We start from the raw sequence: 14,208 nt of genomic DNA, 5'->3' as shown, positions 1-14,208 counted from the left end.
AATGAGAAAAATGATGGTTGTAATATGTACAGCTTTAGTCTTATTGGCTGGTTGCGGTAAAGATGAAGAGGTTCCAAAGCTGCTGAATGTCAATTTAACAGTCGAACCTACTAATGGAGAAAGGAATGAGCCCGTGACTTTCCAGGCAAAGGTGACCTATGGTGATGAGGCAGTGAAGGATGCGGATGATGTGAGTTTTGAAATTTGGCTTGCAAATAGTGAAGACCATGAGAAGGTAGCTGCCATTCATAAAGAGAATGGTATCTATGAAATGGAGAAATCCTTTGATGAAGAAGGGACCTATTATGTATACGCTCATGTAACAGCCAGGGATATGCACAATATGCCTAAGAAGGAATTCGTCATTGGAAAGCCTAGTTCCCCTGAGGAAAATGGCGGTTCTAAAAGTATGGATGAAATGAATCATGAAAAGAGTGACCAGTGAATACAAGGCTTAGTTAATTTTTGGTGTGAATCTGTTCGGGTGAAAACTCGAACTTTTTTATTTCCTGCATACTATTCTTCTTTATTATGGGGAAAAGGAAAAGTACTAGCTAATATAGAAGATTATTACGAAACATTTGTAACATAAAAGTAAAAAAAGTCATATCAAAATAGGTTTATACAAGTTGTCAACTAAAAGTTATTAGTATTCCATGGTAATAGTAATATGTATCTACCATTGACAAAAAAATCATGGGAAATTTATCTAGATGTAAAAAAAAGCAAAACATTGATAGATAAAGGTTTTTCTCTATGACTTTGAAACTAGGGATATATTCCTTCCAAACGTTTGTTGTTAATCATTTATCTGGAAATTGATGGATCGTTTATTACAAAAAACGCATGATATGATATTTTCAGAAGCAAGACACATCAACGTACTAACGGGAGGAATTACAAATGAAAAAGAAAATGTTTATCTCAGCAGCCGCAGCCGCAGCTATTATTTTTACAGGAGCGGGTGCTAGTCAAGCAGATGCGGCAAACTGCGAAACTGTGAAACAAGTCACATATAAATCTATCAACCAAGAAGAAGTGCAAAAGGTACTTGAACAATATTTAGCTAAGTATAATATTGTACTTCCTGCATCACAATTAACATTCAATACTCTTAAACAGCAAGTGCAAGCAACACCAGAAGCACAACCTGAAGCAACAGAAGAAGTGGCAACTCCAGAAGTACAACCTGAAGCAACGGAAGAAGTAGCAACACCAGAGGTACAACCTGAAGCAACACCAGAGGTACAACCTGAAGCAACAGAAGAAGTGGCAACACCAGAAGCACAACCTGAAGCAACAGAAGAAGTGGCAACACCAGAAGCACAACCTGAGGCAACAGAAGAAGTAGCAACAGATAAAACAAATGACGCTCAAAAAGAGACAAGCTCAGAATTAAGCGCTTTTGAAAAAGAAGTGGTGACGTTAACGAACGCTGAGCGTGCAAAACAAGGTCTATCCGCGCTTGAAATCGATACGGAATTAAGCAAGGTAGCCCGTGTAAAATCTCAAGATATGAAAGACAATAATTACTTTGATCATAATAGCCCAACATACGGCTCTCCATTCGATATGATGAAACAATTCGGAATTAGCTATACATCAGCTGGAGAAAATATCGCACAAGGTCAACAAACACCTGAAGAAGTGGTTGAAGCTTGGATGAACAGCCAAGGTCACCGTGAAAACATCATGAATTCAAGCTTTACACATATCGGTGTTGGCTATGTAGAATCTGGTAACTACTGGACTCAACAATTCATCGGTAAATAATAAGGTTAATAGATTTAAAAAGAGTGTACCCTTTAAATTTGGGTACACTCTTTTTTTTTGCCGTTTTATTTGAGATTACACTATCAAATAAGGTTTGAAGGATTAAAATTCGGATACATCGATCTCCGAGTACTGTGAATTGAAGCTTTTCGGCAGGCGAATTTCCAGTGTACCATCTTTATATTGAGCAGCCGCTCCTTTTTTCTTTACTAGAGCTGGCAGCGTAATCACATGGCGATCAGTAGCTTCGGGAATACCTTCAACAATTGATTGATTAGAGGTGTGATACAGTTTCATTTGCTTGAGCCAGGCTTCGTCCTTGACGGGGATTCTTATAAAGACATATGAGTGTGTTTCGAATACCTCAGCATGTAAGGGATGGTCTGACTTTTTATTTTCTTTTTGGAAGGAACCATCCTTTTGGTTCGTCATTCCTTGCATATTTTCCGGAAGTACCTGGGTAAATACTTTTTCAATGAATGACTGTACATCACTTTGTTGCATATTCTTAAGGAAGTCCTTTTGATTTGGGTTTTTTTGAAAAGAAAAAAGTGAATTCCAAGGAAACATGTTGAATTCCTTTCTCCTGCATATCATGTGACAGGGTTATTTATTGTAGTTTATGCAGGCTGAAGCCTATAGGTTCTTTTTGGATATGTTAAAATTTAGGTGGGTTACATATGGTATGTATTTAAATATACATTAAATCATTTTATGAAGAGGGGATGCCCATGGATGAAAAAGTGGCGATCATAACTGGAGGAGCTAGGGGAATTGGTAGAAGAGTTGCATATTCGTTAGCTGGTATGGGAGTATCTGTAGTCATTACTTTTCGGAAAAGTAAACAGGAAGCCACAAGTTTGATACAAGAATTGCGGGACAAATACTCGGTCAAGGCATTGGCAATAGAAAGCGATGCATCGATTGAGAAAGATTGCAAGGAATTGGTGGCCATGGTTTTGGATACTTTCGGAAGAATCGACTTCTTCATCCATAATGCAGGACCATATTTGCATGAACGGAAACGTATGACCGAATATAGCAGTAAAGAATGGCATTACATGGTGAACGGTAATTTAAATGGTTTTTTCTTTTTGACAAGGGAAATCATCCCTGATATGCGCAAGAGAAGATGGGGAAGAATCATTACCCTTGGTTTTGACCGATGTGAGACGGCACCCGGTTGGTCTTATCGCTCGGCGTTTGCCGCGGCAAAAAGTGGATTGACCTCCTTAACGAAAACATTGGCACTGGAAGAAGCAATAAATGGTATCACAGTCAATATGGTTAGCCCTGGTGATATCGTGGGTGTCTGGAAGGAAGCGGACATTGACGTGGCCACTGGGGAGAAGGATGAAACGGTTGCTGTTGGAAGGCAAGGAACAGGAGGCGATGTTGCCCGGGTCATCACCTTTTTGTGTGAAGATCAATCCGATTTCATAACTGGGAGCGTCATTCCAGTTACCGGTGGGAATGATATCCTGGGGAAAGTCAATAAGAAAGTGTAGATTTCTTTCTATCTTCAGAATGGAAAAAAGGTGAAAGGGCATACCCTTTCACCTTTTTATGCTGCTTTATTATATTTTATATGCTGAATGAATCTTAAGCGTGCAGCGAGACCTATTGCTCCTAATGCCAAACCGGAAATTAAGCCGACCCAATATCCGAAGGCTCCCATGAAGGTATACTTAGCAAACAAGTAGCCTATAGGCAATCCGAGTACCCAATAGGAAACAAGTGACATAGCGAAAGTAACGTTGACATCTTTATATCCACGCAATATACCCTGTATTGGTGCCTGCAGGGCATCGGATATTTGAAAGAAAATGGCATAGATTAAAAAGTGCGATGTCAGCAGGACTACTGCATGATCTTTGGAGTAAAGAGCAGCTACAGGTTCCCGGAAGAGATAGAGGATAGCGGAACTGAGCAGTGCCATCGACAGTGCCATGACTATTCCTATCCAGCTGTATTCACGGGCATCATTATATCGTTTAGCTCCAATTTCAAAGCCAATGACAATGGTCAGTGCCATCGATATGCTAAGCGGCATCATGTAAAGCAATGATGCAAAATTCATTGCAATCTGATGGGAAGCAATTGTCACGGTATCATATTTACTCATGAAAAGGGTGACAGCTGAGAAAATGCTGGTTTCGAAAAAAATTGCCAGTCCGATCGGTACACCTATTTTCAAAAGGGACCGCCATTCAATCCATGATACTCGAAAAAATTCACGAAAAACTTGATAGGAAGAAAATGGGCTTATTTTACCCACGACTAAAATGGCGATTATAGCTATTAGCCAATAAGTTATGGCTGTAGCATAACCAGAACCTACCCCCCCAAGTTCTGGGAAGCCGAATTTTCCGTAAATTAAAAAGTAATTGAACATGACATTAATGGGGAGTGCAATCAGCGTAATAATCATCGAAATTCTTGTTTGACCCAGCGCATCTATGAAGGACCTTAAAGCATTATAAATGAACAAAGGAATGATCCCGATTGATAGGGCAACCAAATAATCATGCGCGACACGGTGGACAGTTGGATCTAAATCCATGGCATGTAAGATGGGATTTAGAGCAAATATTCCGGCTACTAGGACAATGATAGCTAATGAAATGGCCAAATATACGGCTTGCATCACCGAATAGGATACCAGTTTTGGCCGCTTGGACCCTATTAACTGGGAGACGACCGGAGTCAAGGAAATTAAAATCCCACTCAATCCAGTGTAAATTGGTGTCCAAAGTGAACTTCCAATCGAGACACCAGCAACATCTTCTGTACTATATTGCCCCGACATCATCACATCAAAAAAAGTCATGGCATACAGGCTGATTTGAGTGATGAGGATCGGTATCAAAATGTAAGCTAACAAACGGATCTTCTCTGATTTTTTAAAGGTTTGATTCATCGATGTACCTCATGTATGAAATTTTTCACAATGAAAGAATTATATCATAAATATCCGCAAACTTTTCAGTTTTAACTTAAGGTGAAATTTAAAAAAAGACCGCCATTATTCCGGCAGTCTCCCTTTTCAGTCATGCATGGATTGAAAATCATTCATGTCTGCTGTATGTGAGTCGGTTTGTAGGATAAATGCTTGAGAAGGAATGGCGATTTGGATGTCTTCTTCTTCAAGGATATCCAAAATCTTAAAGTTGATATCTTCCTTGATTGCCAAATAATCCCCAAAGTTGGTCTCGTTCGAGAAGAAATATAGATACACGTTGAATCCGGTATGACTGAACTCATCAAATTTCACCAGTATGGTTTCCGGATGGACTTCCGGATGATCAATAAGCATTTTTTCAATTCGCTCAATGACAGTTTCCAACTTATCTTTTGGTGTCGCGACATTTACACCAAGATGGAAGGCTATTTGTCTTTTGCCCATTTTGGACCAGTTGATGATCGGTTCATTCGAAAGGGTAGCGTTCGGTACCGTAACGAGTGCCTGAGCAAACGTCCGCACCTTCGTACTACGAAACGTAATGTCTTCAATCGTTCCCTCCACACTTGGAGTTTTAATCCAGTCGCCGATGGTGAAGGGTTTTTCGGTGACGATAACGATTCCGCCAAAGAAATTACTGACGGTATCCTTTGCTGCAAGGGCAAAGGCTAAACCACCTAGTCCAAGACCTGCAACAAATCCATTAACGTTAAATCCCCATTCTTCAGCAATGATCGATGCACCCAACGCCACGATGATCAGTTTGATGATTTTTGTAAAGAATGGTATGACGATTTGATCGACTTCCAGACCGAATTTCCCGACCAATTTAGGGAATAAGATCGTCAAAATCGAACTGATGTTGAATATCGTCCAGAAGAATAAGAAAACAAAGACCGAACGGTAAATCCTCAATCGTATTATATCGGATGGTATGTCATCGATTGGAAAGTAATGCATCGATATAATGATACCGAGCAAAACAATAAGCCACCTTACTGGTTGTTCTATTGCCAGCATCAGGTTGGCAGCAAAGTCGATTTTTCGTTTTTTAGCAATCTTCAGGAAGAATTTGAATATATAAGTGGTGAATGCCTTCCTAAGCAAAAGGACAATCAGGAAAATACCTATTGAAATCCCGAGTTGTGTCCATGCTTCCATTCCTTCAAATTGATTAAGAGATTCAGAAACTTCTTGCAATTTATTGTTCCTCCAATGTATTCTGTAGTATTGTAGAATATTAAGATTATAATATATTCAGAGTAAAAAAGAAAAAATAATCGCTCACTGCATTTATTACGTCATATTCATTATCATTGTTTACTTTTTGGAGTAAATATATTCGCGAAATGTGGTACTATGGATGGAAAGTGATTTTTTAAGTATGGAAGGTGGAAACTTTGACTAAAAAAATAGTGTTTACCGGTGGCGGTTCAGCCGGTCATGTGTCTGTTAATGCAGCAATCATCCCTGAATTTTTAAAACATGAGTGGGATGTTACTTATATTGGGTCTAAAAAAGGAATCGAAAAAGATATCATTGAAAAAGAATTTCCTCAAATCCGTTATGAAACGATATCCGTTGGGAAATTCCGCAGGTATCTATCAGTAGAAAACGCAAAAGATCCTTTCCGTGTAATAAAAGGGATTTTTGATGCAAGAAAAATATTGAAAAAGACTAAACCGGATTTCATTTTTTCCAAAGGTGGATTTGTGTCCGTTCCCGTTGTATTGGCGGCAAAGATGCTGAAAATCCCTATCGCGATTCATGAATCTGATTATACGCCAGGTCTAGCCAATAAAATTGCCATGCCACTTGCGTCTAAAATTTTCACGACATTTGAAGAGACGGAGAAAGACTTGCCAAAAGAAAAGGCTATGTATTTAGGGGCAGTCTTACGGGATGGGATTTTTACTGGCAAACCTTCGAAAGGCAAGGCTCTTTGTGATTTCACGAACAGCAAGCCCGTATTACTCGTCATGGGCGGCAGCCTTGGGGCCGTTAAAATAAATAACTTGATAACGGATAATCTTGATGCATTATTAAAGGATTATCAAATCATTCATATTTGCGGTAAAGGCAATGTCAAGACGGAACTTAAACAAAGAGGCTATGCTCCATTTGAATATGTACATGAAGAACTATTCGATTTGTTAGCGTCGGCTGATGTTGTTGTTTCAAGAGCGGGTTCGAATTCAATCTTTGAATTCCTTGGTCTGCAAAAGCCAATGCTACTTATCCCTCTAAGTGCTGCTGCCTCCCGGGGCGATCAAATTTTAAATGCCGCAAGTTTTGAAAAACAAGGATTTTGTAAAGTGATCCAGGAAGAAGATTTATCGAATCAAATATTTAGCCAAGCTCTTGCCGATTTGGTTAACCATTCGGATGATTACCAAGAGATCATGCGTCAGAAGCGTCCGTTCAAAACTGCAGCAGAAATGTATCGATTATTGACAAATGTAATGAAAAGGAATAAATAAGAATCATTTCCCTTCCTGAAGCATATCTTTTTTCGAAAAGAGGAGGGGAAAAGATGGCTCACCAATATTCCAAAGGATGGTTCGTTCAACAGTTAAAAACCGCTGGAATTCGTTATCATCCCATTGAACGAAGAAAGTTGGAGCTATACAAAACGTTTGAGTTACGACGTTTGTATGAGGACAGTAAAAAAGAAAAAACATAAAAGGACCGCAACGTCATTGTACGTTGCGGTCCTTTTACTATCTTCTTTGGGAATCTCTCCTTAAACCATGTTACAGAAAGTGATTGATTAGGGGAAATAAGCAAGAAATGAGTACTCCAGAGATAGCCATGGCCGCACCTGCGACAGCTCCCGTAAATTCACTTTCCTGTGTCGCTTGAGCAGTACCCAATCCATGTGCGATTGTGCCAAATGCGATGCCGCGGGCAAAAGGCATCGTGACATTCAGCTTGTCCATCAATTTAGGTGCGATCATGGTTCCTAAAACACCGGTCAGAATGACAAAGGCGGCAGAAATATTAGGGTTACCGCCGTAAATTTCAGTGATCCCTACTGCAATGGGTACTGTAATCGACTTGACCGCCAATCCTTGGAGGATATAAAGCGGAAGCGATAGGGCTTTAGCGATGGCCAAGGCAAGAAATAATGTAACGGTCAGTCCCGAAATCATGCCGCTGATGGCAGGTATTGCATATTTAGCGATGATGGATCTATTTTTATAAAGTGGGACGGCCAAAGAAACTGTAGCCGGTCCTAGAAAATAAGTAATGATGTCTTTACCGGGAGTGTAGTCTTTGAAATCCAATCCGGATAGTAGTAACACAAGAATGATGGTAACTGTACCAAAAAAAACAGGTGTCGTAAATGGTGAAGGATGTTTACGATATATATTCCTACCGACAGAATAGGCAAGGACCGTTATCAATATGCTATAGAGTGTTATGAGCGTTGTCATGCTGTTTAACCTCTTCTCTTCGGGATAACTTTTGTACGACCCAAGCTGAGATGCTGAACCCGATAATCAAGCTAATTAACAATGTTAGGGCTAAGGGAAGTCCGTATTTTAGAAATAGCCAGCCCATGGTCATTAAGCTTACAGAAATCGGAATGAAGAAAAAGGCAAGATGTTTGACTAAAAAGCTGGCTGTAATATCGACCCACTCGACTTTCAAGATCTTAGTTTGTAATAAAATGAATAAAATAAGCATGCCAATTACACTACCTGGAATGGGCAGATTACAGAAATCGGATAAATGAATTCCTAGTTCACAAATGATAAGCAATAGGGAAAGTTGCATGATAAAAATAAGTGTTTTTTTCATAATTAGATCCTTTCCATGACTATTTGAATAGATTTAGCAATTGGTCAATTATATTTATTATAGAAAAATATATAGTAAATTAATAGAGCTATCGAAATTCGGTTTTAGGAAATATGGATTAGAATACATAAAAGAGCGTCCCAAGGCTGGAACGCTCCATTTTTATATGAAATTGTAAGCTATTTTATGCCTCAAGCAATTGTTGTTCTTCTTCATCATTATCCTGTCTAAGAATGTGAAGGTTGTATAAATCTTTAGGGATTTCAAATAAGTCATAAATTTCTTCTTCCTGATTTATTTGATCATAGAGAGTTTTTCTCGTTTCATTTGCTTTGACCGCATAGGGAAGTTTTTCGGCAGCTTTTATGGATCGGATATTTACTTTACGTATTCTCATAAAAACCGTATCCATGCCTAGCTCAAAAAATAATTCCTTGAAGAAGGCGTCTTTTGCCATGACATTATACCCTTTACCATGAAAAGGTTTACCAAGCCATGTACCAAGGAAACCAGCTCCGTTTTCAATATCGTATAAAGAAATACAACCGACGGGATTATCCCATTCATCTAAGATTGTTCGTGAAATGAGCTCACCTTTTTCTTCAGCCTCAATCGTTTGCTTAGTAATGAATACATATTCTTCATATGAATCTACTTTATGGCGCACGAAAGGGAAGACATCTGGATGAGTCATGTGTTCGTAAAGAGAAAAACAATCTGCAAAATCTCTCTTTTTTAACATTTCCGTCCCTCCGTTTGAGGGCAGTCCTTATGCGTAGCCGCTGCCCACCCTCGAAATTTTTTAAGTCGTTCATCAAAAAATTTCGGGGTGGGAATCGAACCCACTAGAACCGGAAACCGGTGGCGCACCATTTGCCTTCCCTATTTTTATTTTCAGAAAGTATTTAAATCTAAAGAACCTTACGAAGGTATAATACTAAAAAATAAATGGTTTGGGAATAGGTTTTTTGCCTTTTTTTTTCGTCAAATTCCAACTTTTTTTTGAAGGTAGAAAATAGGAAAGATTAGGTTCCTTTTCAATTCGAAAAATTGATTTTTTTGCCTACTTTTATTTAGGTAAGGCTGACTTTCCCTCGTTAAAATTTACCTGTGAATTGCATGAATAAAATGATTGCACCAAGTGCCCAGACATAAACAGAAAATATTTTCAATGACCGTTTCTTTAAGAAGTCAATCATCCAGACGACGGCTATATAGCCAAAGATTGCAGCAGAGAGGGTTCCAACTAATAGGGCCATGAAAGGGATCCTTTCCACCTCACCGGTGAAAATGGGTTTCATCTGAAAGACGATTCCTCCTGAAATTGCGGGGATTGAAAGTAAAAAAGAAAAATAGGCAGCGGTTGCCCGGTCAAGCCTGCAAAAAAGACCGGCAGCGATGGTCAAGCCGGAACGGGATAGAGCGGGCATGATAGCGGCTGCCTGGAATGTTCCTATGATAAACGAATCTTTTAAGGAAATATCATGTAGCTTCTTACTCCCTTTATCCACTCCATCGGCCCACCATAGAATCAATCCGGTAACGAGAAATTCCCAGCCGATAGTCGACCCTGTTTTGGAAAGAGCGTCAAACCAATCATTAAGCAGGAGACCGGCAATAACAGCTGGAATTGTCCCTATTACAAGAAGCAGTGTCAATTTTGAAAACGGGTTCTTCAATAAGTATAAAATTTCGTCTTTATAGACGACCAATAGTGCAAGCAACGTCCCGATGTGTAGCATAGTATCAAGAAAGATGCCTGCATCATCCAGATGGAAAATGTGTCTCCCTAGGTATAAATGGCCTGTACTTGAAATCGGCAAAAATTCAGTTAACCCCTGAATGATCCCGAGGATGAAGGCCTGAAGTTCATTTAACAATATATTCCCTCCATTCATACATGGACAATCCATTATTTAATCTGTATGCGTGGGAAGGGCAAACATATTCGGCTTTTTAATAACATAATGACCGGTACCGTTTATGGTGGGAAAAGAAAGGACTAAGTTTTTTTAAAAAATCCTGTAAGAAATGAAACTAATTGTTTTTTGATACGTAATATTTCATATAAGAGTAAGAGAGGAGGAACAGAACGCATGCCTACTAAAGATGAAAGAGTGTTTGCTGCTTTAATATATGTCATCAGCTTCTTTACCGCTTTTGTCGGTCCCCTAGTCATATGGCTAATTAAGAAGGATTCGTCTCAATTTGTAGATTATCATGGAAGGGAATATTTGAACTTCTTTATATCTTACACAGTATATTCCATTGTCGCAGGTCTACTGGTTATCATACTGATTGGAGCGGTTATATTGCCGGTCATAGGGATAGCTCTAGTTGTATTTACCATCATTGCTGCAGTGAGGGCATATGAAGGTGTTGATTACCGCATTCCGTTTATATTTAGAATTTTATAGAATAATACAGGAGATTCTGCTTAGACAGGATCTCTTTTTAATGAGCGAATGGTGTCATTGAATTTTTACTTTTAAAAAAGGGAATACACTAGATAAAGGCGAATAAAGTAAGAGGATATTTCCTTCAGTACACTTTAATAAGAAAGAAGTGGCGCATCCTTCTTTTTTGATAAGGAGTAAGGAGCAAAATATGAATATTCGCGAATACTATCAAAAAACGAGCGTTTCAAATTTTCATGCATCTTGGATTTCTCTTGTTTTGGCAATTGCTTTTTTTATTTGTCATGCATTCACTCTAATTTCGGGTAATATTCTACTTATAACAGCTCCCTTTATCGTTCTGAGTTTCTTTCAGTTTACCAATCATCGAATATATGAACATAGAATAAAAGATTTGCCTGTCCTATCGGTTGAATCAGGAACAGAATGTTTACAGAGCGAAAATTTCCTGCTTACTTTCATGCCGGCTCCTACTTTACGTTTGCTCTTATTTACACCCAATGGCTCTATGCTTGGGGAGATTCGCGATCGGAATATGAAGTGGTTCATGTGGATGGTCCCGAATACTTTGTCCATTTTGCTACCCAAACGGTATGAATTAGTAAACCACGAAGGCCACTTACTAGCCATGTTCAATGTAAGAGGAGGGTTAACCAATAAGGTGTCTATTATGGACCATCTAGGGAATCAAATTGGAAATTATCAAGAAAGCGAAAAAAAATCCCTCGTTAAAATCGCAGGAATGTTTTATAAGAATGACAAGACAGATTGGATGTATGTAGAAACATCTACCGGATTACGTTCTTTCGAAATCAAGACTTGTAATGGGGAAAAGGTTGCTATGTATCAAGAAGGTTGGATGCCTTTGGATTGGGGAAAGAGATTTAAGACTAACACACCTATTCTTACTTTTCTGTCCCGAGTTGATGGGGGGGCTAAAGTTGCGATTTTAGGACTCTGCGCAGCGGTTTTGCACCATCGTTCTAATTAGCTAAAACATAGCTTTCGCTAATCGTCTTAATATTTGTTATAATGATATTGAAATACATAGAAAAAGGGTGATGGTATGAGTTTACTTAATGAAATTCTAGACTACAATGAAAAGTTTGTTGAAAAAGAGGAATATGTTAAGTATAAAACAGACAAATTCCCTCAAAAGAAAATGGTTATCATCAGTTGTATGGACACTCGGCTTGTAGAGCTACTTCCAAAATCTATGAATGTCAAAAATGGTGATGTGAAAATATTGAAAACCGCTGGAGCGATCGTTTCACATCCTTTCGGTAGCGTCATGCGTAGCATTTTGATAGCTATATATGAACTGCAGGCGGATGAAGTATTTGTCATCCCGCATCATGATTGTGGCATGGCTTCGGTAGATGCGGATGTGACTGTAGAAAAGATGGTAAAGCGTGGTGTTCAAAAGGAAACAATCGATACAATCGGCGCGTCTGGTATCGATATAAAGAGTTGGCTTCGAGGTTTCGATGACGTATATGAAAGTGTTAAAAATAGTGTGGAAGTCATTAAGGGCCATCCTTTAATTCCAAAGAATATCCCGGTTCATGGTCTAATCATTTCACCGGATAAAGGTGAATTAGAATTGGTCGTCAACGGGTATGATAAAGTAAACAATTAATGAATATTTTAAAAGCTGATGGAATTCAACCATCAGCTTTTTTTATTTTTAGGCCATTCTATTTATTTTTAATGGAAACTTTGCTAAAATCGCAAAGTGCAGTTTGTCACTTATACAAGCGGGTGGGCGAGGGATAACTTAATTAGGATACCATATGAAAAAAACAAATTTAGATGCGTTTTTTCATTTTTCTCAATACGAAACGAATGGAAAACGTGAGGTTCTTGCAGGAGTTGTTGGTTTTTTTACAATTGTCTATATACTCATTGTGAATTCCCTGATTTTATCTGAAGCAGGCGTACCGATTAATGGTGCCGTGATTGCCACGATTATACTTTCTGCCGCAAGTTGCATCTTGATCGGACTTTGGGCCAATGTACCAATCCTTGTCGTTCCCGGTATGGGTGTCAATGCCCTATTTGCGTACACGATGGTTCAAGGGATGGGTCTATCCTATCAATCGGCACTCGGAGCTGTTTTTATATCGGGCATTATTTTTGTGATTATCGCTTTTACAAAATTCTCGAAAATGATTAGCGATTCAATTCCAACCTCCATAAAAGATGCCATTTCTGTCGGTCTAGGTCTATTTTTGCTTTTAATCGGGCTGGAAAAGGGTGGAATCATCACAGGAGGCTCAACGTCTCTCGTTAAGCTTGGTGATTTAAGCGATCCAGCTGTTTTAGCGACTGTACTGACCTTTTTACTGGCTATCGCTTTATTCATTAAGGGCATTCCAGGGAACTTTATGATTACGATCATACTAGGAAGCTGTATAGCCTTCTTTTTCGGTACGGTTGATATTTCACAAATTCATTTTACTGGTTTGGATACGGCCTCATATGGTGAACTCTTTTTTTCTTTTTCATTTATAGAGGCTAATCGAATTGAATTTTGGATAAGTGTGTTCGCGATGACGATGGTCCTTATTTTTGAAAATATCGGACTTGTACACGGACACGTGAATAGCATTAACCGTCCGGAGGCCTATAAAAGGTCTCTGCAGGCTACAAGTGTATCCGTTCTTCTCTCTGGCCCTATTGGTTCGAGTCCGACGGTTGCCACGGTAGAGACAGCAGCTGGGGTTGCCTCAGGAGGCAGGACCGGTCTCACAACCATTGTCGCTGGATTACTATTTCTTTTATCCCTTTTATTTATTCCGGTGATCAAAGTGATTCCTGACAGTGCGATTGCCCCAATCTTAATGATTATTGGAATGCTGATGCTTGAAAACATTAAGAAGCTTGATTTTAATGATTTTACCGAAAGTATTCCAGCCCTCTCGATCATTACCATTATCCCTTTCTCATACAGTATTGCGGATGGTATGGCTTTTGGGTTCATTTTGTATCCGTTCTTGAAGTTGGTAACGGGTAAAGCAAAAGAAGTTTCACGCCCAATGTATATAATTGCGATCCTATTTATTGTTTATTTTATTATAGGGTGAACCTTTTACGAAAAGCCCATGGAGTTAGCAATCATACTCCATGGGCTTTTTATTGTAGATAGAGGCAAGGGTGAACTGTGCCCTATAAAATGGACAGTCTAAAAAAAGACCTATAGTTTAAACAGCTAAAAGATGGCTCCCGTATTGTGCGGGAGTCATTCTATTT

Annotated in this window: 16 protein-coding genes; 9 read left to right on the top strand and 7 right to left on the bottom strand. The window is 39.0% G+C overall.

The window, feature by feature from the left end; all coding sequences use genetic code 11:
* The first annotated feature begins 1 nt into the window (after position 1).
* Positions 2 to 445, top strand: a complete 444-nt coding sequence (locus ACIQXN_RS08615) for a FixH family protein (RefSeq protein ID WP_402964763.1) — start codon at positions 2 to 4, stop codon at positions 443 to 445.
* A 470-nt stretch (positions 446 to 915) separates the two neighbouring features.
* Positions 916 to 1,773 carry a CAP domain-containing protein gene (locus ACIQXN_RS08610; protein ID WP_402964758.1) on the top strand — a complete coding sequence of 286 codons (858 nt, stop codon included), beginning with the start codon at positions 916 to 918 and terminating at the stop codon, positions 1,771 to 1,773.
* 102 nt (positions 1,774 to 1,875) lie between these two features.
* On the opposite strand, the gene ACIQXN_RS08605 is transcribed toward ACIQXN_RS08610, so the two are convergent.
* Positions 1,876 to 2,343 carry an Hsp20/alpha crystallin family protein gene (locus tag ACIQXN_RS08605; RefSeq protein WP_402964754.1) on the bottom strand — a complete coding sequence of 156 codons (468 nt, stop codon included), beginning with the start codon at positions 2,341 to 2,343 and terminating at the stop codon, positions 1,876 to 1,878.
* Positions 2,344 to 2,504: 161 nt separating this feature from the next.
* On the opposite strand from ACIQXN_RS08605, the gene ACIQXN_RS08600 reads away from it, so the two are divergent.
* The gene (locus ACIQXN_RS08600) at positions 2,505 to 3,281 is read left to right on the top strand and encodes an SDR family oxidoreductase (RefSeq protein ID WP_402964750.1); all 777 of its coding nucleotides are present in this window, start codon (positions 2,505 to 2,507) and stop codon (positions 3,279 to 3,281) included.
* Positions 3,282 to 3,337: 56 nt separating this feature from the next.
* Here the strand turns inward: ACIQXN_RS08600 and ACIQXN_RS08595 are convergent, their stop codons facing one another.
* Both ACIQXN_RS08595 and ACIQXN_RS08590 read right to left on the bottom strand, forming a co-directional pair.
* Positions 3,338 to 4,693, bottom strand: coding sequence for an MATE family efflux transporter (locus tag ACIQXN_RS08595; protein ID WP_402964746.1), 1,356 nt, complete (start codon positions 4,691 to 4,693; stop codon positions 3,338 to 3,340).
* A 126-nt stretch (positions 4,694 to 4,819) separates the two neighbouring features.
* Positions 4,820 to 5,935, bottom strand: coding sequence for a mechanosensitive ion channel family protein (locus tag ACIQXN_RS08590; protein ID WP_402964742.1), 1,116 nt, complete (start codon positions 5,933 to 5,935; stop codon positions 4,820 to 4,822).
* 191 nt (positions 5,936 to 6,126) lie between these two features.
* On the opposite strand from ACIQXN_RS08590, the gene ACIQXN_RS08585 reads away from it, so the two are divergent.
* Positions 6,127 to 7,215: an undecaprenyldiphospho-muramoylpentapeptide beta-N-acetylglucosaminyltransferase gene (locus tag ACIQXN_RS08585; RefSeq protein WP_483878339.1), complete on the top strand. Its 1,089-nt coding sequence runs from the start codon at positions 6,127 to 6,129 to the stop codon at positions 7,213 to 7,215.
* A 53-nt stretch (positions 7,216 to 7,268) separates the two neighbouring features.
* Positions 7,269 to 7,418, top strand: a complete 150-nt coding sequence (locus ACIQXN_RS08580) for a YflJ family protein (RefSeq protein WP_402964734.1) — start codon at positions 7,269 to 7,271, stop codon at positions 7,416 to 7,418.
* Between the two features lie 70 nt (positions 7,419 to 7,488).
* Here the strand turns inward: ACIQXN_RS08580 and ACIQXN_RS08575 are convergent, their stop codons facing one another.
* From ACIQXN_RS08575 to ACIQXN_RS08560, 4 genes are all read right to left on the bottom strand, one after another.
* Positions 7,489 to 8,172 (bottom strand): LrgB family protein, encoded by a 684-nt coding sequence (locus ACIQXN_RS08575; protein ID WP_402964730.1) that lies wholly within the window; start codon positions 8,170 to 8,172, stop codon positions 7,489 to 7,491.
* Positions 8,147 to 8,539 (bottom strand): CidA/LrgA family protein, encoded by a 393-nt coding sequence (locus tag ACIQXN_RS08570; protein WP_402964726.1) that lies wholly within the window; start codon positions 8,537 to 8,539, stop codon positions 8,147 to 8,149. Before ACIQXN_RS08570 ends, ACIQXN_RS08575 begins: the two co-directional genes overlap by 26 nt.
* 184 nt (positions 8,540 to 8,723) lie before the next feature.
* Entirely contained in the window at positions 8,724 to 9,281 is a 558-nt protein-coding gene (locus ACIQXN_RS08565) for a GNAT family N-acetyltransferase (RefSeq protein ID WP_402964722.1), read from the bottom strand.
* 355 nt (positions 9,282 to 9,636) lie between these two features.
* Positions 9,637 to 10,437, bottom strand: a complete 801-nt coding sequence (locus ACIQXN_RS08560; protein ID WP_402964719.1) for an undecaprenyl-diphosphate phosphatase — start codon at positions 10,435 to 10,437, stop codon at positions 9,637 to 9,639.
* Between the two features lie 198 nt (positions 10,438 to 10,635).
* Between ACIQXN_RS08560 and ACIQXN_RS08555 the strand changes: the two genes are divergently transcribed.
* The 4 genes from ACIQXN_RS08555 (at position 10,636) to ACIQXN_RS08540 (ending at position 14,042) form a co-directional block, all read left to right on the top strand.
* The gene (locus tag ACIQXN_RS08555; protein ID WP_402964716.1) at positions 10,636 to 10,956 is read left to right on the top strand and encodes a DUF4870 domain-containing protein; all 321 of its coding nucleotides are present in this window, start codon (positions 10,636 to 10,638) and stop codon (positions 10,954 to 10,956) included.
* Between the two features lie 190 nt (positions 10,957 to 11,146).
* Positions 11,147 to 11,947, top strand: a complete 801-nt coding sequence (locus tag ACIQXN_RS08550) for a hypothetical protein (protein WP_402964712.1) — start codon at positions 11,147 to 11,149, stop codon at positions 11,945 to 11,947.
* Between the two features lie 75 nt (positions 11,948 to 12,022).
* Positions 12,023 to 12,595 carry a beta-class carbonic anhydrase gene (locus ACIQXN_RS08545; protein ID WP_402964708.1) on the top strand — a complete coding sequence of 191 codons (573 nt, stop codon included), beginning with the start codon at positions 12,023 to 12,025 and terminating at the stop codon, positions 12,593 to 12,595.
* A gap of 154 nt (positions 12,596 to 12,749) precedes the next feature.
* A complete protein-coding gene (locus ACIQXN_RS08540; protein ID WP_402964705.1) occupies positions 12,750 to 14,042 on the top strand; it encodes an NCS2 family permease in 1,293 nt (430 codons plus the stop codon).
* Positions 14,043 to 14,208: the final 166 nt, after the last annotated feature.

The organism is Peribacillus sp. NPDC097295, from assembly GCF_044761665.1.
Classification (GTDB): Bacteria; Bacillota; Bacilli; order Bacillales; family DSM-1321; genus Peribacillus.
This window is presented reverse-complemented; position numbering and strand designations above follow the sequence as displayed.

Excerpts from the sequence above, each read along its gene's own strand:
- ACIQXN_RS08615 (WP_402964763.1), top strand. The coding sequence starts at position 2 with ATGAGAAAAATGATGGTTGTAATATGTACAGCTTTAGTCTTATTGGCT.
- ACIQXN_RS08610 (WP_402964758.1), top strand. The coding sequence starts at position 916 with ATGTTTATCTCAGCAGCCGCAGCCGCAGCTATTATTTTTACAGGAGCG.
- ACIQXN_RS08605 (WP_402964754.1), bottom strand. The coding sequence starts at position 2,343 with ATGTTTCCTTGGAATTCACTTTTTTCTTTTCAAAAAAACCCAAATCAA.
- ACIQXN_RS08600 (WP_402964750.1), top strand. The coding sequence starts at position 2,505 with ATGGATGAAAAAGTGGCGATCATAACTGGAGGAGCTAGGGGAATTGGT.
- ACIQXN_RS08595 (WP_402964746.1), bottom strand. The coding sequence starts at position 4,693 with ATGAATCAAACCTTTAAAAAATCAGAGAAGATCCGTTTGTTAGCTTAC.
- ACIQXN_RS08580 (WP_402964734.1), top strand. The coding sequence starts at position 7,269 with ATGGCTCACCAATATTCCAAAGGATGGTTCGTTCAACAGTTAAAAACC.
- ACIQXN_RS08575 (WP_402964730.1), bottom strand. The coding sequence starts at position 8,172 with ATGACAACGCTCATAACACTCTATAGCATATTGATAACGGTCCTTGCC.
- ACIQXN_RS08570 (WP_402964726.1), bottom strand. The coding sequence starts at position 8,539 with ATGAAAAAAACACTTATTTTTATCATGCAACTTTCCCTATTGCTTATC.
- ACIQXN_RS08565 (WP_402964722.1), bottom strand. The coding sequence starts at position 9,281 with ATGTTAAAAAAGAGAGATTTTGCAGATTGTTTTTCTCTTTACGAACAC.
- ACIQXN_RS08560 (WP_402964719.1), bottom strand. The coding sequence starts at position 10,437 with ATGAATGGAGGGAATATATTGTTAAATGAACTTCAGGCCTTCATCCTC.
- ACIQXN_RS08555 (WP_402964716.1), top strand. The coding sequence starts at position 10,636 with ATGCCTACTAAAGATGAAAGAGTGTTTGCTGCTTTAATATATGTCATC.
- ACIQXN_RS08550 (WP_402964712.1), top strand. The coding sequence starts at position 11,147 with ATGAATATTCGCGAATACTATCAAAAAACGAGCGTTTCAAATTTTCAT.
- ACIQXN_RS08545 (WP_402964708.1), top strand. The coding sequence starts at position 12,023 with ATGAGTTTACTTAATGAAATTCTAGACTACAATGAAAAGTTTGTTGAA.
- ACIQXN_RS08540 (WP_402964705.1), top strand. The coding sequence starts at position 12,750 with ATGAAAAAAACAAATTTAGATGCGTTTTTTCATTTTTCTCAATACGAA.